Here is a 21,401-nt window from a genome sequence, read left to right on the forward strand (position 1 = left end):
GGTGGGCCGCCTCTGACACGGGTGGACGCCCTTCCCGTCCACCCACACCACCGTTCTGCCGTATGACCTTAGTAACAGGCCGCCGAAGTTGACGGCGTGAGCCTGATCGCCGAACTCCGCCTGACCGGCGCGCGCCTCGTTCTCGGCCCGTCGTTGCAGGCGGCCCCGGGGATGACCCTCGAACGGGAGTGGGCGACCGCGGCCGATCGGGCGTCCGACCCCCTGCTGTTCGTCTGGGCCTCCGGCGGCGACTTCGAGTCGTTCGAGGCGGCGATGCCCGAGGACCCGACGGTCAACGGCTTCGAACGCGTCGACGGTGGCGACCATCGGCGGCTCTACCGGGTCATCGTTGACCGGGACGCCGGCACCACCAACCCCGGCCCCATCGACCGACAGACCGGCGCCTCCCGGCTCTCGATCCGGACGACCGCCGAGGGCGCGGTGTTGAAGATCCGACTCCCGGACCGCGAGGCGCTGACCGAGTACATCAGCCATCTCCGGGAGCGGGGGTTCAGCGTCGAACTGTTGCGGGCCCACCACGCCGACGACGAGCAGGGACGGGCGTACGACCTCTCGGAGAAGCAAGCCGAGGCGCTGCAGGCGGCGTTCCAGGCTGGCTACTTCGAGGTACCCCGGGAGACCGACCTCCAGCGACTGGCCGACCAGTTCGATATCTCCGAGCAGGCGCTCTCGGAACGGCTCCGTCGCGGCGTCTCCTCGGTGCTTGCAGCGACCGTCGGCGAACCCGACGGGCGATCCGACACCGAACAGGCGGCGCCGCCGATCAGTGAGGAAAAACGGGAGTAGCGGCCTACAGGAAGCTCTCGACGTTGTCAGCGACCTCCTCGGGGGTGTCGCCGACAGGGACGCCCGCGTCGTTGAGCGCCTCGATCTTCGACTCCGCGGTCCCGGTACCGCTCCCCGAGACGATGGCGCCGGCGTGGCCCATCCGCTTGCCCGGCGGCGCCGTGCGGCCGGCGATGAAGCCGGCGACCGGCGTGTCCATGTGTTCGCCGATGAACTTCGCGGCCTCCTCCTCGTCCTCGCCGCCGATCTCACCGCACATCACGACGGCCTCGGTCTCGTCGTCCTGTTCGAACAGTTCGAGGGCGTCGACGAACGAGGTGCCGATGATCGGGTCGCCGCCGATGCCGACGGCGGTGGTCTGGCCGATCCCACGCTGGGTGAGGCTGTCCACGACTTGGTAGGTCAGGGTCCCGGAGCGCGAGACGAGGCCGACGTTCCCCTCCGAGAAGATGTTGCCCGGCAGGATGCCGAGTTTGCTCTCGCCGGGGGTGATGATGCCCGGACAGTTCGGGCCGATAAGGTGCGTATCGACCTCAGAGAGGCGCTTGTTCACCTTCGCCATGTCCTGTGTGGGGACGCCCTCGGTGATGGCGACCGCCAGATCGAGCGGTGCGTCGAGTGCCTCGAAGATGGCGTCGCCGGCAAAGGCCGGCGGGACGAAGATGACGGAGGCGTCGGCGTTCTCCTCGATAGCGGCCTCCTCGACGGTGTCGTAGACCGGCACGCCCGCGGTAGTCTGCCCGCCCTTGCCGGGGACGGCGCCGGCGACCACGTTGGTGCCGTACTCGATCATCTGTTCGGCGTGGAAGTTGCCCTCCCCGCCCGTGATGCCCTGCACCACGACTCGGGTGTCGTCGTCGACCAAGATGCTCATTCGTTCACCTCCGCAGCATCTGCAACCGCACGCTGGACCGCCGACTCCAGCGTCTTCTCGACCGTCACGAGGTCGGTGTTCAGGATCTCCATCCCCTCTTCCGCGCGAGTCCCGGCCAGTCGAACCGTCACCGGCTTGGGGATCTCGTCGAACTGCTCCAGGGCCTCGTTGATCCCCTTGGCGACCTCGTCGCCGCGGGTGATCCCGCCGAAGATGTTGAACACGACAGAATCGACGTTCTCGTCGGAGAACACCATGTCCAGCGCGTTGGCCACTCGCTCGGCCTTCGCGCCGCCGCCGATGTCGAGGAAGTTGGCGGGCGTGCCGCCGTAGTAGTCCACGAGGTCGAGCGTGGTCATCACGAGGCCGGCACCGTTGCCGATGATGCCGACGTCGCCGGAGAGGCGGACGTAGTTCGCACCCTCGAAGCCGTACTCGCTGGCCTTGCGCTCGAGGTCGTTCTCGAAGCTCTCCTCCTCCATCTCGGCCAGTTCCGGCTGGCGGAACAGTGCGTCGTCGTCGATGTTCATGACGGCGTCGGCGGCGACGACCTCGTCGTCGCTCGTGATCATCACGGGGTTCACCTCGATCTCGGAGGCGTCAGAATCCTCGTAGAGGTCGAACAGGGTCCGCAGAATGCTCGCCACGTCGCCGGCGAACTGCTGCTCGACGCCGGCCTCGTAGACGACTTTCCGGGACTCGTAGGGGTGCATCCCGAACGCCGGGTCGATCTGCTCGCGGGCGATGGCCTCGGGGGTCTCCTCGGCGACCGTCTCGATGTCGACGCCGCCCTCGGTGGAGATCATCGCGACCGGTTCGCCGGCCGCACGGTCCATCGTGACGCCGACGTACAGTTCGTCGACGAAGTCGACGCCGGCCTCCACGAGCACGCGCTCGACGGTGTACCCCTTGAGGTCCATGCCGAGAATCGACTCGGCGGCCTCGCGGGCCTCCGCCTCGCTCGTGACGATCTCGATGCCGCCGGCCTTCCCGCGGCCGCCGACGTGGACCTGTGCCTTGACAGCGGCGGGGAACCCGATCTCCCCGACCGCCTCGACGACTGCCTCGACCGACGAGGCGAGTCGCGACTCCGGGACGGGGATCCCGGCGTCCGCGAACACCTCCTTTGCCTGGTACTCGTGTAGCTTCATCGCGTAGGAGGACTGCCGGGCGTCGCCTGCATAAATCCCGACGGTACGCGACTGCGTACCGTGCGGGGGAGCTACCGGAACCGACGCGCCCTTGTGCTGCCGGGCGGTTCCCACCCACGATGGCCGACGTGCTCGCCGCGCCACCGATTGTCTACGCGCTGGCACTCGTGCCGGCGCTGCTCTGGGGGTTCTCCCCGGTGCTCTCCAAGCGCGGGATGGCCGCCGGCGGCACCTCGCTGCAGGCGTCGCTGGTGGTCGTCCTCGTCGACAGCACGCTGTATCTCGTTGCGCTCGCAATCCTCCGCGGCGGCAGCGCGTTCACGGGGCTGACTCTCGAAACCCTCGGCGTGTTTCTGCTGGCCGGCGTGTTCGGCACCGCGCTCGGGCGCCTCGCGACGTTCGCGGGCGTCGACCGCGTGGGCGCGAGTGTCAACAGTGCCGGCGTCTCCGCCCGGCCGCTGTTCGCGACGATGCTGGCGGTGTTGTTCCTCGGCGAACCGGCGGCGCTCTCGACGGCCGTCGGCGTCGTCATCCTCGTCGGCGGCCTCGCCGCGCTGGCGCTGGCGAAAGGCGGCGACATCGGCGGCTGGGAGCCCTACGAACTGCTGTTCCCGGTCGGCGCCGCGGTCTGTTTCGCGGTCGGGAACGTGCTCCGGCGCCACGGCCTGACCACCTCCGCGGTGAGTTCGCTGGAGGCCGTCGCGCTCAACGAGATGGCCGCGCTGATCGTGCTGTTCGGCTACGCCCTCGCTCGCGGCCGACTCGGCGAGATTCGGAACGCCCCCAAAGAGACGTGGGGCTACTTCGCCGGCAGCGGGACGATTACTGCGGTCGCGCTGCTCTCGCTGTTCGCCGCCTTCGGCCACCCCGAGGGGACCGTCGCCGTCGTCGACCCGCTGGCGGCGACGGCGCCGCTGTTCACGGCCGTCTTCGCCTACTTCCTGCTCGGGGATCTGGAGCGCGTGACCCGCGGGGTGGTGCTGGGGGCGGCGCTGATCGTCCTCGGCGTCGCGCTGGTGACTGCCGGCCCGGCGCTGCTTTCGGCTGTCGGCCTCTGAGGCCTGGAGCCCGCGCGACCACCACGAATTAATGCCTCCCCGGCACGTAGCCGGGACATGGCCAAGTATTCGACCGGCAGCGGCGGGGGCGACGACGGCGGCGACGCCTGCGAACTCTGCGGGACGGAGTCGGCGTCGCTGCGGAAGGCGAACGTCGCCGGCGCGCAGCTACACGTCTGCTCGGACTGCGAGCCGATGGGGGCGAACCGCCACAAGGACGAGAAGAAGCGCGACCAGCAGGAGGGCTCCCGGGGCGAGCCCCAGAACCGCAAGAAGCGCGCGGCCCAGAACACCGCGAAGCTGATGGAGTCCAACGAGCCGGATACCGACTGGGTCGAGGGCGCCGAGTACGACGAGGACAGCCTCCCGTACCTCGTCTCGGGCTACGGCGACCGGGTGACCGAGGCTCGGCAGGACGCCGGCCTCACGACCGAGGAAGTCGCCGAGGAACTGGACGTCGACGAGGACGACCTGCTCGCCGTCGAGGAGGGGCGGGCCATCCGCGCCGACGTTGGTGGAGCGATCATCGCAAAGCTGGAGGATCGGTTCGGGATCGAACTGGCCGAATAGCCCGTTCGCGGCATCGAGCTCGTGGTCGCTGACCGAAGTCGGCGACGCTCACTCGCCGCGAACGAGTAACCAAACTGCCTCAGCCCGCGGCTTTTTCCACGCGCCACCACTCCCCGGAGCCATGCAGACGCTCGCACCCGACAACCCCGAGACGCTCTCGTTCGACACCGAGGTGGCCGCCGTCGACGGCCGCGAGGTGATTCTCCACGAGACGTACTTCTACCCCGAGGGCGGCGGCCAGCCAGCCGACCGCGGCGTCATCGACGACATCGCCGTCGCCGACGTACAGAAGTCCGAGGCCGGCGTCGTCCACCGACTGAGCGCGGACCACGACCTCGAGAAAGGCGAGACGGTCCACTGCGTCGTCGACGCCGCGTTCCGCACCTACTGCAAGCGGGCCCATACCGCCAGCCACGTGCTGTTCGGCGCCGCCCGGCGCGTGCTGGACGACGTGGGCTACGCCGGCTTCGACATCGGCGAGGAGACCGTCCGGGTCGACTTCACGGCCGACACCGAGATTACCGACGAGCGAATGATCGAGATGGAGCGCCTCGCCAACCGCGCGGTCTGGGACTCGCTGCCCGTCTCGTGGGAGTATCAGGACCCCGCGGTCGCCCGCGAACGCGAGGAGGTCGCGTTCAACACGAAGACGGAGGAGGGTGCGATGGCCGAGTCCGACGAGGTCCGCATCGTCACCATCGAGGGCTGGGACGTCGCGGCCTGCGGCGGCACGCACGTCTCGAACACCAGCGAGATCGGGCCGCTGCACGTGCTCGAGCGGTCGAATCCCGGAGAAGGGGCGACTCGGGTGGAGTTCGCGGTCGGGCCGACGGCCATCGACGCCGCCGCGGAGATCCACGAGGGCGCCCGCGCGGTCGCCCGAGATCTCGACGTGGCGCCGGACGCGATCACGGACGCCGTCGGTCGATTGACTGACGAGCGCGACGACCTCCGTGCAGAAGTGGCCGATCTGAAGTCCGAACTGCTGGGCTACCGCCTCGCGGATCTCGACCGGGTCGGGCGCGACGGCGGCACCTGGCTGGTCGGCGCCGTCGAGGGCGCGACACCGAACGAACTGCAGGGCGAACTCGAGGAGTACATCGACGACGGCATCGACGGCGTCGCCGTCGCCGGCACCTCGGGCGAGACGTTCGTCGTCGTCGCGACCGACGGCGACGCCGACGCCAACGCGGTCGTTCAGGCGGTGACCGGCGAGTTCGGCGGCGGGGGCGGCGGCGGCCCGACGTTCGCACAGGGCGGCGGCATCCCGGTCTCGCCACCGGAGGTCGTGGGCTACCTGCGCTCGGAGTAGTCAGCCGAGCAGCGGGCCCGGCGGCGGGCCGAGCCACCGCCGGACCGCGTACTCGACGCCCCCGACGAGCAGCAGGAGCGCGAACGGCACGACCCAGACGACGAACTGGAAGGCGACGGCGCCGTCGGGGCTCGCAGCCAGTTCACCGCGGACGAGGAGCGCGAGGTTCAGCGCGAACACCGCGGCCGGCAGGACCAGCGAGTACTCGATCAGGAGGTACGCGGGGACCGCCGCCAGTAACACCATCCCGGAAACCGTGTAGACGAGGGCGGCGGCCGCCGCGGGGCCGTCGAGAGTGACCTGTACCCGCCCGAGGACGAACGCGTAGACGAGGAGCACCACCGCGTGGGCGACGCCGATCGCGGCCGCGAGCACGTGGCTCCGCCGGATGGCGAACGGCAGTCGAACGGTTAGCGATAGTTCATCCATTGAATTCAGTACCTCCTCTACTCGGCGTCCGAAATGACAGCTATTCTACCGTCGTGGGTGTCCCACTCCCACTCGGTCTCGCTCTCAGTATGGTAGGAAGTATTGTATCCCCACCCATCCCAGTCAGCCTTCGCTACGTCCCGTGAGAAGTTGAAATCCCATGGTTTGTCACCGATTTGATTGTGGTCATATGGATCCCTGTGGATCTGACCGACAATTTCGGTGTTAAGCGAATCAGAAGCACCCACGTCATAGAGGCGGATGTGACGTTGTTCTGTCTTGTCGATCTCTTTGTATATGTTCGTGTCTTGAACCCGTGAGCTGTCGCCGTCAAGGACGTAGCGAGTCTGGGAGTAGAACGCACAACATGAGGTCCAGCCACGGTCCTTCATGTAGCTCTTAATCTGACTCACGCTTTTTCCGACATCGTAAGTCCAGTTCAAATTTATCGGAGCGGTCCGCTTCGATACGTTCTCGTTTTCGGCGGCACTACCACTCTTGTATTGATACAGCGGGCCGTCATAAGTAACAGTTTGGGTGCTAACAGTGCTGCTGGAGACGGAGTCCGTTTTCGTGCTCCCTCCGCTCCGTGCTGATTTGATCGTTGATTCACTTTGGAGGTGCTGTTCATCGGTTCCGATCACAGCGCTTTCGGGATAGCTCACCGTAAACGGTCGCTCCGGATCGCGGTATTCTTCTGGAACACGGGACGCCGGCAGTTGAACCGGATCGAAATTAACGACGTTCGTGCCATAACGTTGGCTAAGCCCTTGTGCAATGAATTTCTCTGTAACCTCGAAGCCATCGTCGTTGGGGCGATACTTTCGGATCGTTTTCCCACTCGCCTGGATCGGAAGACCGTCTTCGTTCCCTTCGGCTGAGACCCCACGGATATCTGCCCCTTCCTCATTTCCAGAGGTACTCTTCCTCCCAGCGGCGATGGTAGAACCGATCACCCCGGCTGTGACCAAAGATCCGGCCCCTGAGATAAACGTCCGCCTGCTATTATGTTTGTCCACAGGTGTAAGATTACATACTCTATAATAAGTGTTTACATTTCTTTGTGAATCTATTTAATCTGTTTGTAGGTACGATCTGAAACGGGTATGCCGATTACAGAACGTCAAAATAGCTTGGTGCTGATCCCCAGCAGCCCCCCGCAATCCACTCAGAGGTCGTCCTCCCGCAGGACCGAGAGCACCAGCCCCACCGCGCCGATCCCCGCGAGCACGAGGACGATCCGGGCCGACCCCTGAATCGGCGGCAGCACGCTAAACGGCCCCTCAGTGTCGCCGAGGTCCGGGAGTTCGGGCACCGAGAACGGCAGCGCCGCGAACGGCGAGTCGCCGGACTCGTTGGTCGGCGTCGCGGTCGGGAGCGGCGTGGCGGTTCCTGCCTCGTTGTCCGCGGTGGCAGTCCCCGCGGGAGTCGCCGTCCCACTTACCGTCTCGTTCTCCACGCCGCTTGCCGTCTCGGTCGGCGTCGCCGTCGACGAAGTTCCCTCAGCAGTGACCGTCTGCGGATCACTCACGTGCCGCCCGCGCGAGCGCGGACGGTGTGCTCTCCGCCGCTCTCCACCGGAACCGACGCCGTGCCGTCGGCGTCCGTCTCGGCGACAGCCTCGCCGTCGAGCAGCAGCGTCGCACCCGCGACCGGGTCGCCATAGGCATCGGTCACCATCGCCGTGACGCTGTCGCCGGCGTCGACCGAGTCCTCGGCGAGCGAGAGCGAGATCTGGGTTTCACGAGCGATCTCCAGATCGACCGACTGGGCCGACTCGCCGACGGCGACCGAGAGCGCGGCGCGCTCGTAGCCGTCCTTGGTCACCGTGAGGCCGACCTCGCTGTTGACCGGGCGCGGACGGTCTGGGTGCCGTCGGCGCCCGTTCGGACCGTGCCCGCGGCATCCACGTCGACGGTGGCGTCCGCCAGCGCGTCGCCGGTCCGAGCGTCGGTCACGTCGACGGTGAGTGCGACGCTGCCGGGGTCGAGCGCGACCGAGCGGGCCGTCTCGCCGTCGACAGTGACCGAGACCGAGCGCTCGTAGTAGCCGGGTTCGCGGATCTCGACCCGGTAGGCGCCGTTCTCGATCGGGCCGGTGTCGAGCTGGCCGTCGTCGCCGGTCTCGCCCGAGAGTACGCGCTCGCCGTCGCGGTAGAGCGTCACGTCGGCGCCGGCGACGGGGTCGTCGCCGTCGGTGACCAAGAGGGAGAGCGAGCCACCCTGCTGGAGGGCAGGTGCGGCGTCAACCGTCGGTGACGGGGCGTCGGCGCCGGCCGCCGCGACTGGCGCGGCGCCGGCGAACACGAGGAGGAGACAGGCGAGCGCCGACGCTAGCCGAAACATACCGGGATCGACGCAACAGACCGACGTAAAACTGTGCGGGAGGGTGTGGCAGGGGCGGGCCCAGAGTCGGACCGCTTTTGCGCCGGCCGGCCCAGTGCAGGGGTATGCACACGCAGAGCGAGTCGGCGCTGACCGACGAGCAGCGCGCCATCCGGGACGCAGTCGAGGAGTTCGCCCTCGAGGAACTCCGGCCCGCCGCACAGGAACTCGACGCCGAGGAAGCGTTCCCCGAGGACGCCTGGGACGACCTCGCGGAATTGGACCTGACTGGGCTCACCGTCCCGGCGGAGTACGGCGGCTTCGACGCCGACAAGACCACCTACTCGGTCGTGAACGAGGCCGTGGCCTATGGCCACCTCGCGGTGGCGACGGCGCTCTCGGTCCACTGTCTCGCCACCTCCTGCATCGCGGAGTCCGGCAGCGAGGACGTGAAGGCGGAGTGGCTGCCGGAGATGGTCGACGGCCGCCCCGTCGGCGCGTTCTGTCTCTCGGAGCCGAATGCGGGCTCTAACCCCGCGCAGATGACCACCACCGCCGAGAAAACCGAGGACGGCTACCGCATCTCCGGCGAGAAGCAGTGGATCACCAACGGCCAGCGCGCCGGGGTGTATATCGTCTTCGCCAAGACCGATCCGGAGGACCGCGGGTCGATCACGCAGTTCCTCGTGCCCGCGGACTACGACGGCGTCGAGGTCGGGAAGAGGGAGCACAAACTCGGCCTGCGGGCCAGCGACACCACGGGGATGACGTTCGACGGCGTCGAAATCCCGGAGAAGTACCGGCTCACCCCGGAGGGCGAGGGGCTCTCGGCGGCGTTCAAGATCCTCAACGGCGGCCGACTCGGCATCGCGTCGCAGGCCGTCGGCGTCGCGCAGGCCGCGCTGGACGAGGCGGTCGCCTACGCCGGCGAGCGCGAGCAGTTCGGCAAATCCATCGGCGACATCGGTTCGATCCGGCAGAAGGTGGCGGATATGGCGACGCAGGTCGAGGCCTCGCGCCTGCTCTGTCGGGAGGCCGCGCGGCAGGCCGATGCGGGGGAGGATTCGCGCACCATCGCGTCGATGGCGAAGTACTTCGCGAGCGAGGCGGCGGTGGACGTGACCAACGAGGCGGTCCAGATCCACGGCGGCTACGGCTATATGGCGGAGTTCGACGTGGAGCGGTTCTACCGCGACGCGAAGATTACGACGATCTACGAGGGGACCAGCGAGATTCAGAAGACGATCATCGCTCGTTCGTTGCTTGATTAGGCGGGTTCTGGGATTTGGCAGGTAGTTTGAGAGGTTTTCAACGGTGGGCTACCGCCAACAGGACCGCGGAGTTCCCATGACCTCTGAGACCGCCGAGCGCCGGGCCTGAAGCCCGGTCACCAGAAATCTGCGATTTCTGGTTGGCAGACGAGAATCTCCGATTCTCGTCAACGTCGCAGGAAGGCGCCGCCTTCCTGCTGGCAAACGGGAGCTTCGCTCCCGTTAACGGCACAGCCCCGAGTCCCCACCCCTCCCCCCGCGCTCGCCGACCGCTGGCGAGCGCGAGGCGTCCACCGCATCCACACCGCGGTCGCGGTGGCGCGCGAAGCGCCCGCACCTCCGGATGCGGCGCGAGCGTGCGAGGGACGAGTGAGCGACTACCGGGAGCGAACGAGTCGGCTGGGGAGGCTGTGGTTGCGGCGCTGTGCGGTCCTCCGTGGTCATGCTTCGAGATGCTGTTGCTGTATCAGGCGCTCAATATCGTCCTCGATGCTTGCAGGCAGCAAAACAGGCTCCGTGCGAAATTATTTCAGCTAAAAGAACAGTCGGTGTTTATGGTGATATTACGGGCTGCGAGGGACGATGACACTCCCCAACTGACGGAGGTTCGCACGTCGACGTTGCGCGAGCGGGCCAGCGGTTCGTACTCGGAGTCGGAGTTGGCCGCAATAGCGCCGAAAAACCCCGACCCGGATCGCGGTAGTGGAACGATCCAGAACGAATCGTTCGATGTGATCGTCGCTCAAGACGACGGCATCCTCGGGTTCGGAGTCGTTCACCCGTCAGACTGCCAGATACATGGCCTCTATGTGAAACCGGAGGCGACCGGAGAGGGAGTCGGCACCGCACTTCTCGAAGAGCTGGAACAGCGCTGTCGGGAAACGGGCAGTGAGTCACTGTTCGCACTCGCGACGCTGAACGCCGCCCCGTTCTACCTGAAACGTGGATACGAGAAGATCAGCGAGAGAACGATCTCCGAAGAGCCGGAGATTCCGGTGATCCACGTGGAGAAATCGTTCGCCGAAGAGTAGTTCTCAAACAGTCGAAAACGCTACGTCTCGCCCTCTCTTTCCTGCCACCACGCGTATAGATACACAGCCACCCCGGTAATCACCCACACGGGCGCACCAACACGAACCGCAAACGAGACCCGCGAGGCCCAGTCGGGCAGCGCTACCTGCGTCGAGAGCAGCGTCACCACGGGCGCGCCGATCAGGATCGTCAGCACGAACGTCATCTGCATCACCCAGCCGAAATCCACCCCCTCCGGATCCGTCGTCGCGACGCGTTCGGGCATCAGCGTCGGTCGAGGAACGACTCGATGGCGCTGTTGAACGCCGCCGGCTGTTCCAGCATCGCCAGATGCGCGGCGTCGTCGACGACGGCCATCTCGCAGTCGGGGATCGACTCACACAGCGACTCGTGGTAGTGGGGCGGCGTTAGCTGGTCGTGCTCGCCGACGACCGCCAGCGTGGGCGCCTCGATCTCGTCCAGCCGTTCGCGCACGTCGAACGCGTGGCAGGTCCGGAAATCCCGGCTGGTGACCGCCTGCCCCGTCTCGCGCATCGCCGCCTCGCTGACCTCGATTAGCTCCTCGTCGGGGTCGTGGAACAGCCGATCCGGGCCGTGGAGGAACTCGATGGCCCGCTCGAACTCCGACTGGAGCCAGACCAGCAGGTCGTCGAGCACGGGGAGCCGGGCGCCCGCCCCCGCGAGGATCAGCCCCTCGAGGTCGATCTCGCGGTCCAGCGCGACGATCATGGATACTGCGGCGCCCAGTGAGTTGCCACAGAGCACCCGGTCGCCGGTCGCCTCGGCGACGGCGACCACGTCGTCGGCGTACGCCGAGAGCGTCTCGTAGCCCGCCTGCGCGGTCAGCGACCCGCTGTCAGCGTGGTCGCTGAGGTTCATCGCCGTCACCGGCGTTCGGTCGGCGAGGCGCGCCTGGCCCTTCCAGACGCCCGCGTCGCCGCCGCTCCCGTGGACACACAGGATCCCCGGCCCCTCGTCGGTGTGTGCCGAGCGACGGTACGTCGTCGCCCGACCGTGGTGCGTTACCCGCTGCATACCGGCGTGTCAATCGGCGCGAGCATAAAGGGCGGGGCGTTGCCCCGGAAGCGCCGAACGAGCGGCCAGCAGGGACCGCTCCACCCCACCCGGAGATCGCGAACCGCTACCCCACCCCTAATTTAGAGTAGTACTCCCCTCATGCGGTTTCCCGCCAGAAGGGTTAAATAGCCTGGCCGGTTACTTGGGGTTAGCTAATGACCACTCACCAACGCAGTATCAGCGACGAGCAGTTCGGGCGCGTCTACGAGTACGACGACAGTCTCGTGGTCGTGCTCGATCTCGCCGACGCGGAGGGGGAGGTCGCCGTCGACACCGTCGGCGAGACCGCCATCGTCGTCGTCGAGGGGACGGACGGCACGTCCAGCGAGACCGAGTTCGCGCTTCCCGGTGAAGCCAAGGACAGCACCGTGAACAACGGCGTGCTCACCATCGAGGTGGCACAATGAAGCTCACCGTCAAGCCGCTGAAACAGAAGGACGCCGGCCGCCGCCTCGCGGCGGTCGACCGTGTCGCCGCCGACGAGATGGATCTCGCGGGCGGGGACTTCATCCGCATCGAGGGGTCCCAGGGCGCCGCCATCGCGCGGGTCTGGCCCGGCTACCCCGAGGACGACGGCACGGGCGTCGTGCGAATCGACGGCCGCCTCCGGCAGGAGGCCAGCGTCGGCATCGACGACCGCGTCGCGGTCGAACCGGCCGACGTGAGCCCCGCCGACAGCGTCACCATCGCGCTCCCCCAGAACATGGGGATCCGCGGCGACATCGGCAGCCTCGTGCGCAAGGAGCTTTCGGGCCAGCCAGTCACCGCCGGCCAGGACGTCCAGCTCCCGCTGGGCTTCGGCCTGATGGGCGGACAGGGGCAGGCAGTGCCGCTGAAGATCGCCGAGACCGACCCCAGCGGGACGGTCGTGATCACTGATTCGACCGACGTGGAGATCAGCCAGCAGCCCGCCGAGCAGATCCGCGAGGAGCGCGGCGGTGCCGGCGGCGCCGGCGGCGCCGGCAACGAAGGCCCCGACGTAGCCTACGAGGACATCGGTGGCCTCGACCAGGAACTCGAGCAGGTCCGCGAGATGATCGAACTGCCGATGCGCCACCCCGAGCTGTTCGGCCGACTGGGCATCGAACCGCCCAAGGGCGTGCTCCTGCACGGCCCACCCGGTACCGGGAAGACGCTGATCGCCAAGGCGGTGGCAAACGAGATCGACGCCTCGTTCCACACCGTCTCGGGCCCGGAGATCATGAGCAAGTACTACGGCGAGTCCGAGGAACAGCTCCGCGAGATCTTCGAGGAGGCCCAAGAGGAGAGCCCGGCGATCATCTTCATGGACGAGATCGACGCCATCGCGCCGGCCCGTGACGAGGCCGGCGGCGACGTGGAGCGCCGCGTCGTGGCACAGCTCCTCAGCCTGATGGACGGGTTGGAGGAGCGCGGCGAACTGGTCGTGATCGGCGCGACCAACCGCGTCGACGCCATCGACCCCGCGCTCCGCCGTGGCGGCCGCTTCGACCGCGAGATCGAGATCGGCGTCCCGGACACCAACGGCCGCGAGGAGATCCTCCAGGTTCACACGCGAAACATGCCGCTCGCGGACGACGTGGGCATCGAGGCGCTTGCGGAGAACACCCACGGGTTCGTCGGCGCGGACCTCGAGTCGCTGGCCAAGGAGTCGGCGATGATCGCGCTCCGGCGCTTCCGCCCCGAACTCGACCTCGAAGCCGACGAGATCGACGCCGAAACCCTCGAACGGCTGGACGTCACCGAGGACGACTTCCGCAAGGCGCTGCGCGGGATCGAACCCAGCGCGCTGCGCGAGGTGTTCGTCGAAGTCCCCGACATCACGTGGGAAGACGTCGGGGGCCTCGAGGACACGAAGGAGCGCCTGCGCGAGACGATCCAGTGGCCGCTCGACTACCCCGAGGTGTTCGAGCAGATGGACGTCGACAGCGCCAAAGGCGTCCTACTGTACGGCCCGCCCGGCACGGGGAAGACCCTGCTCGCGAAGGCCGTCGCCAACGAGTCCGAGAGCAACTTCATCTCGGTGAAGGGGCCCGAACTGCTGGACAAGTACGTGGGCGAGTCCGAGAAGGGCATCCGCGAGATCTTCAGTAAGGCCCGCGAGAACGCCCCGACGGTGGTGTTTTTCGACGAGATCGACGCCATCGCGGCCGAACGTGGCCGTAACAGCAACGACTCGGGCGTGGGCGAACGCGTCGTCTCACAGCTCCTGACGGAGCTCGACGGCCTCGAGGAACTCGAGGACGTGGTGGTCGTCGCGACCACCAACCGGCCGGACCTGATCGACAGCGCGCTGATCCGGCCCGGCCGGCTGGACCGTCACGTCCACGTGCCCGTGCCCGACGAGGACGCGCGCCGCGCGATCCTCGCGGTCCACACGACGGACAAACCGCTGGCCGACGACGTGGATCTCGACGACATCGCGGCCCGCACCGACGGCTTCGTCGGCGCCGACCTCGAGGCGCTGGCCCGCGAGGCGTCGATGAACGCCACCCGGGAGTTCATCAACAGCGTCTCGCCCGAGGAGGCCAGCGAGAGCATGGGCAACGTCCGCGTGACGATGGCGCACTTCGAGGACGCCCTCGAGGAGGTGGTCCCCTCGGTGACCGAGGAGACCAAAGAACAGTACGCCGAGGTCGAGAAGCGCTTCAAGCGCAGCGACGTGACCGAGGAAGAGGAGCGCCCCGCGGCGCCCACCTTCCAGTAAGCGCGTCGCCTCGGCCCGCAGTTCGCTGCGACCTGCGGCTTTTCCCGTTTTTCGACCCGCTAGCTACGCGTCCGGCAAGTCGTACTCGACGCCAGTCAACTCCTCCGAGACGGCCCAGAGCCGGTCGGCCACGTCGGGGTCGTAGGACTCCTCGTTGGACTCCTGTTCCTCGGGCGCGCCGCGGGCGTTCATCAGCCCACCCGGGCCGATGTACTCCCCGCCGTCGATATCGTCGTCGGTCGCGGCGTAGAGCATCGGGAGCACGCCCTGCGAGGCCGGCTGGGCGAGCAGCGCGTTCGCGAGCTTCATCGCCCAGAGCCGCAGGGTCGACCCGGACTCCTCCGGGCCACGGCGCTGGAGGTTCGTGTTGGCGTAGCCAGGGTGACAGACGACGCTGACGGTGTCGGCGCCGTCCTCGTCGCCTGCCCGCGCCGACGAGCCTTCGGCGGCGTTGAGCCGCCGGTCCAGTTCGTAGCCGAAGAGAACGTTCGCCAGCTTGCTCTGGGCGTAGGCGTCCCACTTGTCGTAGGACTGCTCGCGCTGGAGGTCCTGGAAGTCGATACTGCCGTTCTCGTGGACGCCGCTGCTCTGGGTGACGACGCGCGTCTCGCCGTCGGTGTCCCGGAGCGCCGGAAGCAAGTGACCCGTGAGCGCGAAGTGGCCCAGATGGTTGATGCCGAACTGGCGCTCGAAGCCGTCGGCGGTCTCGCCCCGCGGGACCGCCATCACGCCGGCGTTGTTACAGAGCACGTGGAGGTCGTCGAAGCGCTCGGTGAACGACTCCACGAACTCCGTGGCCGAGTCCAGATTCGCGAGATCGAGCTTCATCACGGTTAGCGACCCGGAATCGGGCGCCGACGCCCACGCGGGCGCGTCGCCGGTCAGCGTTTCTCGGATCTCTTCGGCGGCCTGCCGCCCCCGGCCGAGGCTGCGGCAGGCCATCACCACGTCGGCACCGTTGCCGGCGAACGCCGCCGTCGCCTCGTAGCCGAGGCCGCTGTTCGCGCCGGTGACGACGACGGTTCGGCCGGTCTGGTCGGGCATGGACGAACGGTCCCAGCTCATGGCTGAACGTTTAGTCAACAGCACCCTAACCCTTTCGGCGCCCCGTTCTCAGTCCTGAGAGCGGCGCCACACGAACTATCCATGCCGGGGCTGAACGACTGTTCATGACCGTCATCCGGACCGAGCGGCTGGCGAAAGCCTACGGCGACGTGGCCGCGCTCGATGGGCTCTCACTCTCGGTCGATTCGGGAGAACTGTACGGCTTGCTCGGCCCGAACGGCGCGGGCAAGACGACCGCGATGGAGGTGCTGACGGGCCAGACCGTCGCCGATTCGGGGGAAGCCGAGGTGCTCGGCGTCGACCCCGAAACCGACCCCATCGGCGTCCGCGAGCGAGTGGGGATCCTGCCCGAGAAGGAATCGCCGCCGAGTTTCTCGACGCCGCGGGAGTACTTCCAGTTCGTCGGGTCGGTGCGCGGGATGACCGACGAGCGCGTCGACGAGCAGACCGAAACGTGGGCCCAGCGGCTCTCCTTCGCCGAAAAGCTCGACACGCTCTCGACAGATCTCTCGCGGGGCCAACAGCAGAAGACGATGATCGCCGGGGCGTTCCTCCACGAACCGGAGGTGGTGTTCATCGACGAACCGCTCGCTAACCTCGACCCCATCGTGCAGGAGCGGGTCAAGCGCTTCCTCACGAACTACCGCGAGGCGGGCAACACCGTCGTCGTCTCCACCCACAACGTCGAGGTGGCCGCAGAACTCTGCTCGCGGGTTGGCGTCGTCAACGCCGGCGAACTGGTCGCGGAGGTCGTGCCAAGCGAACTGGCCACCGACGAGACGCTGCTGGACGTGTTCATCGAGCACGTCGACGACCGGGAGGAGTGGACCGGCGATGAGTGAGGAGTCCCCCTCGCAGTGGGAGCGCGACAAAGTTGTGCTCCGGGAGATGTTCCGCGAGGAGTGGCGCCTCCACAGCGAACTGCTGGGCGGCGGCCGCTTCGGCGCGTTCCCGCTGCTCGTGGTCGCGCTCGTCGCGGGAGCGGTCTGGCTGCTCGACTACACCGGCACCGACCCCGGCGCCGTCGTCGCCGGCCTCCACGCGCTGGCGTTCGTGTTCGGCCTCCACACCGGCTCTATCGGCTTCGTGGGCCGCGACGCGATGGAGAACGTGCTCGGCGAGGTGACGCTGGTGGTCTTCTCCGCGCGCACGCTCCCGCTCTCGCAGGGACGCCTGCTGGCCATCTTCGTCCTGAAGGACGTGGTCTACTACGCCGGCCTGTTCCTGCTCCCGATGGCCGTCGGCGTCGCCCCCGCGGCGCTGGCCGAGGGCGGTTTCGGCCTCGCGACCATCCCGCTGCTCTGGGTCACGCTCGTGACGACGTTCGTGCTCGGCATCGGCCTCACCATCGCGGGCGTGGGGCTCTCGGCGAAGGGGCTCCCGGGTCGCGCGCTCTTGCTCGGCCTCACCGTCGGCGCCGCCGTCGCGGCGTGGTACACGGGCGTTCCCGTAATCGCGTACACGCCCTACGGCCTCTATCAGGATCCGGGGCTCGTCAGCGCCGTCACCTCGGCTGTGCTGATTCTCGCCGCCTTCGCCGTCGGCGCGGCGACGTTCGACCCGGCCGTTGAGGCCGCGGATCGCTCCGTAGGTCCGGATTACCGGCGCTGGCTCGCCCGCGTCGACGACCCCGTGGCCGCGAAAACCCTTCTCGACGTCCACCGCAGTTCCGGCGGCTTCGGGAAGGTGCTGTTCTCCGCCGCGGTACTGCTGGGCGTCACTGCGGGGCTCGTCGATCTCGCGGCCGACATTACCGGCGTCGCGCCCTCCGTCGGTGTCTCCTTCGGCGCGGTGCTGGGGCTGACGGGCTTTACGACGTACAACTGGCTCACCACGAACGACGACGTGGAGAGCTATCTCGCACACCCGCTGGACGCCGAATCCGTGTTCCACGGGAAGCTTCGGGCGTTCCTGCTGCTCGGGCCCGCCGTGGGACTGGCGTTCTACGCCGTCGGCGTCGCGTGGCGCGGGACGCCGCTGGGCGAGGCGATTGTGGGCGCCGTCGTGCTCGTCGGCGTCGCCTGCTACGTGTTCGGGCTGACCATCTACCTCGCCGGGATGTCGCCCAACGAGTTCCTGTTCGACACGGGGCTCTACGCCGCGTTCGGCGCCGCCGTGGCGATTCCGCTGGTGCCGATTCTGGTGGTCGCGTTCGCGCTGGCGCCGGTGTCGACGGGGCTGCTGGCGCCGCTGGGCGTCGGCGGGGTAGTGCTCGGTGGGGCCGGTATCGGGCTCTATCGGCGCTCGCTGCCGAAGTGGGGCGCGTACCACCGGGAGTAGGGCGAACAGTCAAACCGCCGACCCGTGAAAGGGGGCTGTGAAGCGAAGAGCCCTCCTCGGCGCTGCCGGGTCGGCCGGCCTCGTCGGCGTCACCGCCGTCGACCTGTTCGCGCCGGAACTGATCGTCGGCTCCCCGCAGGCCGACGGGAAGCCGATAGCGACCGAGCGAACGGTCACGGACGCGGATATCGAGTTCCTCCCCGACCAGAACGCCGTGCGCTGGCCGGGGCTGGTCGGCACCGACGGCGCCGTCGAGAAGTACGAGGTGGAACCGTTCGAGCAGTGGGCCGGCCGCCGCGCGGCGACTGTCGCCCACGACACGGTCGAGTTCGTTCTCCCCGAGCGCATCGACGGAGAGGCCGAGGGTGTCGGCGTGAGCGTGAGCGGCGAGTACCTCGGCCTCGCCGTGATGGTGTCGACGGTGATCCCCCGGGACGAAAACGGCGAACCGGATGGTGAGCCCGCGGTTTCTCGGGCCACGCTCGTCAACGCCGCGCCACGGTACGCCGAGACGACTGTCCGACTCGACGGCCGGGAACACACCCGACGAGTGCCGGTGTTCGTCGAGGAACGGCCGGAAGCCGTGCCGCTGTAGCCGCCCGGCCGATTCACACCCTTTTTGCGAACCGCCCCGGTATTTACCGCTAATGGACGAGGATCTCCGCGAGCGGGTCGAACGGGAGGCCGAGAAGCACGCCCTGTTCAACGCGCTCGAACACGGCAGCGACGCCGAGGTCGGCCCGATCATGGGGCCGCTCATGGGCGAGAACCCCGAGTTCCGCCAGCACGGCGACCAGATCGCGGGCGTCGTCGCCCCGGTGGTCTCGCGAGTCAACGGGATGGACGCCGACGAGCAGGCGGCTCGCTTGCAGGAACTGGACGAGGAACTCTACGAGGAACTCATGGCCGAGGAGGAGAAGGACGACCAGATCCTGCCCGACCTCCCGAACGCCGAGGAGTACGACGAGATCCGCATGCGGGCGGCGCCGAACCCCAACGGCCCGTGGCACCTCGGCCACGCCCGGATGCCGTCGGTGATGGGCACCTACACCGAGGACATCTACGACGGCCACTTCATCGTCCGGTTCGACGACACCGACCCCGAGACCAAGCGCCCGGACCTCGACGCCTACGACCGGATCCTCGACGACATCGACTACCTCGGCTTCACCCCAGATCAGGTGATCAAGGCCTCCGACCGCGTCGAAACCTACTACGAGCACGCCCGGGACCTCATCGACGAGGGGGGCGCCTACACCTGCTCCTGTTCGGGCGAGACGTTCTCGAACCTCAAAAACGACGCCGAGGCCTGTCCGCACCGGGACAAGGACAAAGAAACCGTTCACGCGGAGTTCGACGACATGGTCGCCGGCGAGTACACCTCCGGCGAGATGGTGCTCCGGGTCAAAACCGACATCAAGCACAAGAACCCCGCGCTGCGTGACTGGGTCGCGTTCCGGATGGTCGACACCCCCCACCCGCGTGAGGAGGCAGAGCAGTACCGCTGCTGGCCGATGCTCGACTTCCAGAGCGGTATCGACGACCACCTCACCGGCGTCACCCACATCATCCGCGGGATCGACCTGCAGGACTCCGCGAAGCGCCAGCGGTTCGTCTACGACTACTTCGGCTGGGAGTACCCCGAGGTGCTCCACTGGGGCCACGTCCAGATCGACGCCTACGACGTGAAGATGAGCACCTCGACCATCATCGAGAAGATCGAGAACGGCGAGCTATCGGGCTGGGACGACCCGCGCGCGCCGACCATCGCCTCGGTCCGCCGCCGCGGCATCCGCGGGCAGGCGCTCGTCGACGCGATGCTCGAACTCGGCCTCTCGACCTCCGACGTGGATCTGGCGATGTCGACGGTCTACGCCAACAACCGCGACCTGATCGACGACGACGCCGACCGGCGCTTTTTCGTCCGCGACGGCGTCGAGGTCCCGATTTCGGGCGGCCCTGCGGTCGCCAATCCGCCGCTGCACCCGGACCACGAGGAGCGCGGCGACCGCGATATCCCCGTCAGCGACGCGGTGCTCGTCGAGGAGCAGGATCTGCCCGACGTAGGCGGGAAAGTCTGGCTCAAAGGGTTCGGCCCGGTCGAGCGGACGGGTAAGGGCTTCGCGCACACCGACGACGACCTCGCGGTCGTCAAGAGCGGCGACGTGGACGTGATCCACTGGGTGCCGGCCGCCGAGAGCGTCGCCCTGCGCCTGCGGACGATGGAGGGCGACGAAGTCGGGCGCGCAGAGCCGGGGTACGCCGACTACGAGGCCGACGAGATGCTGCAGTTCGAGCGCGTCGGCTTCGTGCGGGTGGACGAGCAGAACGAAGGCGGGGAGTCAGTGGCGTACTACGCGCACTCGTAGTTCGATCCGCGTTTTCAGCGTTTTTGCGGTGTGAGAGCGGTTCCGGGAGTCCGTCGACGGCCAGCGCCGCAGCCGTGAACAGCACCGCGGAGTTCCCAGGGCCACTGGTGACCGCACGGCTCCACGACCACAGCCTCCCCAGCCGATTCAGTCGCTCCTCCGTCACTCCTTCCTCCCTCGCGCCGGGGGCGCCACGGAGGGCGCCCTCCGACTCGCGCCGACACGACGGGTCGATGATGGTCATGCGCCGCGGTTCACTCGTAGAAAGCCACGGGGTAGTCTCCGAGTCGACGGCACAAGGCCGTCGACCGGCCGTTCGCCATGACTTACTCGTGGGCCGCGTCCCACTCGTCGGGCTTCTTCACGTTGCCACAGACGTTGCACTCGATGCGGCCCATCGCGTCCATCGCGTTGTCAGTTGTCTCGCAGTTCTCACAGAGATAACCCCAGCGGCGCTCCCCCTCCTCGCCGACGTACGCCGCGAAGAAGTGGCCCTTCGACCCCTTCTCCCCGTCGGTACGGTCGACGTACACCGTCTCGCCCTCGGCGGTCCGGATGGCGTCCAGTTGCATACGCGACCGAACGTCGGGCACCGTCAAGAACGTACGGCTCCCCGGACCGGCGTCGACGCCGATAGCGTCGCATCCCCGAAATGTTTAACTGGGTCGTGTCACATTTCCTCATAGACATGTCTCGGACCCTACGTATATCGGGCTACGTCGCACTGACTATCCAGATGCTCTGGGGGCTCGTTCAGGCGCTGCTGATCGCGCCGGTCGGCCCCGAGGGGCTTCCCGCCGTCTCCATCGGCGCCCACGCCCACTTCGGCGTGCTGTCGATTCTCGCGGTCGTGACGAGTTTCGGCATCGAGCGAACCACGCTCTCGGGTCGGCGCCGGCAAGTCGCCGTCTGGGGGTTCATCGCCGGCCAGTGGCTGCTGCCGGCGACGGTGCTGCTGGAAGGTGTCGCCCCGCCGCTGCTGATGCTGAACTTCGTCTGGGGGTTCCTGCTGCTGGTCTCGATGGCGCTGCTGGCATGGGGGACGATCACCGCCGACGAGGCGACTGCGAGCGCCTGAACGCTGCCACCGTCGGCC

At 67.7% G+C, this 21,401-nt stretch carries 24 protein-coding genes; 13 read left to right on the forward strand and 11 right to left on the reverse strand.

The genetic code is table 11. The features are described from left to right. The first annotated feature begins 96 nt into the window (after positions 1–96). Positions 97–807: a helix-turn-helix domain-containing protein gene (locus J2753_RS03610; protein ID WP_209490508.1), complete on the forward strand. Its 711-nt coding sequence runs from the start codon at positions 97–99 to the stop codon at positions 805–807. 4 nt (positions 808–811) lie between these two features. Here J2753_RS03610 and sucD read toward each other — a convergent pair whose 3' ends face one another. Further along, positions 812–1,681, reverse strand: coding sequence for a succinate--CoA ligase subunit alpha (gene sucD, locus J2753_RS03615; protein ID WP_209490510.1), 870 nt, complete (start codon positions 1,679–1,681; stop codon positions 812–814). Further along, a complete protein-coding gene (gene sucC, locus J2753_RS03620; protein ID WP_209490511.1) occupies positions 1,678–2,832 on the reverse strand; it encodes an ADP-forming succinate--CoA ligase subunit beta in 1,155 nt (384 codons plus the stop codon). Before sucC ends, sucD begins: the two co-directional genes overlap by 4 nt. Positions 2,833–2,951: 119 nt before the next feature. Here sucC and J2753_RS03625 point away from each other — a divergent pair, with 119 nt between their 5' ends. The 3 genes from J2753_RS03625 to J2753_RS03635 all read left to right on the forward strand — a co-directional run bounded on the left by J2753_RS03625 (position 2,952) and on the right by J2753_RS03635 (position 5,772). Further along, positions 2,952–3,890, forward strand: a complete 939-nt coding sequence (locus tag J2753_RS03625; protein WP_245334418.1) for a DMT family transporter — start codon at positions 2,952–2,954, stop codon at positions 3,888–3,890. A gap of 57 nt (positions 3,891–3,947) precedes the next feature. Further along, on the forward strand, positions 3,948–4,460 hold the full coding sequence (locus tag J2753_RS03630; protein ID WP_209490512.1) for a helix-turn-helix domain-containing protein: 513 nt from the start codon (positions 3,948–3,950) through the stop codon (positions 4,458–4,460). A gap of 121 nt (positions 4,461–4,581) precedes the next feature. Further along, the gene (locus tag J2753_RS03635) at positions 4,582–5,772 is read left to right on the forward strand and encodes an alanyl-tRNA editing protein (protein WP_209490513.1); all 1,191 of its coding nucleotides are present in this window, start codon (positions 4,582–4,584) and stop codon (positions 5,770–5,772) included. Here the strand turns inward: J2753_RS03635 and J2753_RS03640 are convergent, their stop codons facing one another. The 5 genes from J2753_RS03640 to J2753_RS03660 all read right to left on the reverse strand — a co-directional run bounded on the left by J2753_RS03640 (position 5,773) and on the right by J2753_RS03660 (position 8,546). After that, positions 5,773–6,201, reverse strand: coding sequence for a hypothetical protein (locus J2753_RS03640; protein WP_209490514.1), 429 nt, complete (start codon positions 6,199–6,201; stop codon positions 5,773–5,775). It abuts the gene before it with no gap. Positions 6,202–6,218: 17 nt separating this feature from the next. After that, positions 6,219–7,220, reverse strand: a complete 1,002-nt coding sequence (locus J2753_RS03645) for a hypothetical protein (RefSeq protein WP_209490515.1) — start codon at positions 7,218–7,220, stop codon at positions 6,219–6,221. A gap of 149 nt (positions 7,221–7,369) precedes the next feature. Beyond that, positions 7,370–7,732, reverse strand: coding sequence for a hypothetical protein (locus tag J2753_RS03650; RefSeq protein WP_209490516.1), 363 nt, complete (start codon positions 7,730–7,732; stop codon positions 7,370–7,372). Continuing rightward, positions 7,729–8,028 carry a hypothetical protein gene (locus J2753_RS03655; protein ID WP_209490518.1) on the reverse strand — a complete coding sequence of 100 codons (300 nt, stop codon included), beginning with the start codon at positions 8,026–8,028 and terminating at the stop codon, positions 7,729–7,731. Before J2753_RS03655 ends, J2753_RS03650 begins: the two co-directional genes overlap by 4 nt. Then, on the reverse strand, positions 8,025–8,546 hold the full coding sequence (locus tag J2753_RS03660) for a carboxypeptidase regulatory-like domain-containing protein (protein WP_209490520.1): 522 nt from the start codon (positions 8,544–8,546) through the stop codon (positions 8,025–8,027). The genes J2753_RS03655 and J2753_RS03660 overlap by 4 nt, the downstream gene beginning before the upstream one ends. A 104-nt stretch (positions 8,547–8,650) precedes the next feature. Here J2753_RS03660 and J2753_RS03665 point away from each other — a divergent pair, with 104 nt between their 5' ends. Both J2753_RS03665 and J2753_RS03670 read left to right on the forward strand, forming a co-directional pair. Further along, positions 8,651–9,796 (forward strand): acyl-CoA dehydrogenase family protein, encoded by a 1,146-nt coding sequence (locus J2753_RS03665; protein WP_209490522.1) that lies wholly within the window; start codon positions 8,651–8,653, stop codon positions 9,794–9,796. Between the two features lie 452 nt (positions 9,797–10,248). Then, the gene (locus tag J2753_RS03670; protein WP_209490523.1) at positions 10,249–10,827 is read left to right on the forward strand and encodes a GNAT family N-acetyltransferase; all 579 of its coding nucleotides are present in this window, start codon (positions 10,249–10,251) and stop codon (positions 10,825–10,827) included. Between the two features lie 20 nt (positions 10,828–10,847). Here J2753_RS03670 and J2753_RS03675 read toward each other — a convergent pair whose 3' ends face one another. Next, positions 10,848–11,093, reverse strand: a complete 246-nt coding sequence (locus tag J2753_RS03675) for a DUF5822 domain-containing protein (protein WP_209490524.1) — start codon at positions 11,091–11,093, stop codon at positions 10,848–10,850. Beyond that, on the reverse strand, positions 11,093–11,863 hold the full coding sequence (locus J2753_RS03680; protein ID WP_209490525.1) for an alpha/beta fold hydrolase: 771 nt from the start codon (positions 11,861–11,863) through the stop codon (positions 11,093–11,095). The genes J2753_RS03675 and J2753_RS03680 overlap by 1 nt, the downstream gene beginning before the upstream one ends. A gap of 197 nt (positions 11,864–12,060) precedes the next feature. Here J2753_RS03680 and J2753_RS03685 point away from each other — a divergent pair, with 197 nt between their 5' ends. After that, positions 12,061–12,312, forward strand: a complete 252-nt coding sequence (locus tag J2753_RS03685) for a DUF7127 family protein (RefSeq protein ID WP_209490526.1) — start codon at positions 12,061–12,063, stop codon at positions 12,310–12,312. Further along, entirely contained in the window at positions 12,309–14,591 is a 2,283-nt protein-coding gene (locus tag J2753_RS03690) for a CDC48 family AAA ATPase (RefSeq protein WP_209490527.1), read from the forward strand. The genes J2753_RS03685 and J2753_RS03690 overlap by 4 nt, the downstream gene beginning before the upstream one ends. A gap of 63 nt (positions 14,592–14,654) precedes the next feature. On the opposite strand, the gene J2753_RS03695 is transcribed toward J2753_RS03690, so the two are convergent. After that, entirely contained in the window at positions 14,655–15,656 is a 1,002-nt protein-coding gene (locus J2753_RS03695) for an oxidoreductase (RefSeq protein WP_209490528.1), read from the reverse strand. Between the two features lie 104 nt (positions 15,657–15,760). Between J2753_RS03695 and J2753_RS03700 the strand changes: the two genes are divergently transcribed. The 4 genes from J2753_RS03700 to J2753_RS03715 are packed head-to-tail and all read left to right on the forward strand — an operon-like array spanning position 15,761 to position 20,305. Continuing rightward, positions 15,761–16,498, forward strand: a complete 738-nt coding sequence (locus J2753_RS03700) for an ABC transporter ATP-binding protein (protein ID WP_209490529.1) — start codon at positions 15,761–15,763, stop codon at positions 16,496–16,498. Beyond that, a complete protein-coding gene (locus J2753_RS03705; protein WP_209490531.1) occupies positions 16,491–17,936 on the forward strand; it encodes a hypothetical protein in 1,446 nt (481 codons plus the stop codon). The genes J2753_RS03700 and J2753_RS03705 overlap by 8 nt, the downstream gene beginning before the upstream one ends. A 37-nt stretch (positions 17,937–17,973) precedes the next feature. Continuing rightward, on the forward strand, positions 17,974–18,531 hold the full coding sequence (locus J2753_RS03710) for a hypothetical protein (RefSeq protein WP_209490533.1): 558 nt from the start codon (positions 17,974–17,976) through the stop codon (positions 18,529–18,531). A 52-nt stretch (positions 18,532–18,583) separates the two neighbouring features. Next, positions 18,584–20,305, forward strand: coding sequence for a glutamate--tRNA ligase (locus tag J2753_RS03715; RefSeq protein WP_209490535.1), 1,722 nt, complete (start codon positions 18,584–18,586; stop codon positions 20,303–20,305). Positions 20,306–20,631: 326 nt separating this feature from the next. Here J2753_RS03715 and J2753_RS03720 read toward each other — a convergent pair whose 3' ends face one another. Beyond that, positions 20,632–20,877: a DUF5816 domain-containing protein gene (locus J2753_RS03720; protein ID WP_209490537.1), complete on the reverse strand. Its 246-nt coding sequence runs from the start codon at positions 20,875–20,877 to the stop codon at positions 20,632–20,634. Between the two features lie 116 nt (positions 20,878–20,993). On the opposite strand from J2753_RS03720, the gene J2753_RS03725 reads away from it, so the two are divergent. Further along, positions 20,994–21,383 carry a hypothetical protein gene (locus tag J2753_RS03725; protein WP_209490539.1) on the forward strand — a complete coding sequence of 130 codons (390 nt, stop codon included), beginning with the start codon at positions 20,994–20,996 and terminating at the stop codon, positions 21,381–21,383. The last annotated feature ends 18 nt before the right edge of the window (positions 21,384–21,401 follow it).

Source organism: Halolamina salifodinae, from assembly GCF_017874235.1.
Classification (GTDB): domain Archaea; phylum Halobacteriota; class Halobacteria; order Halobacteriales; family Haloferacaceae; genus Halolamina; species Halolamina salifodinae.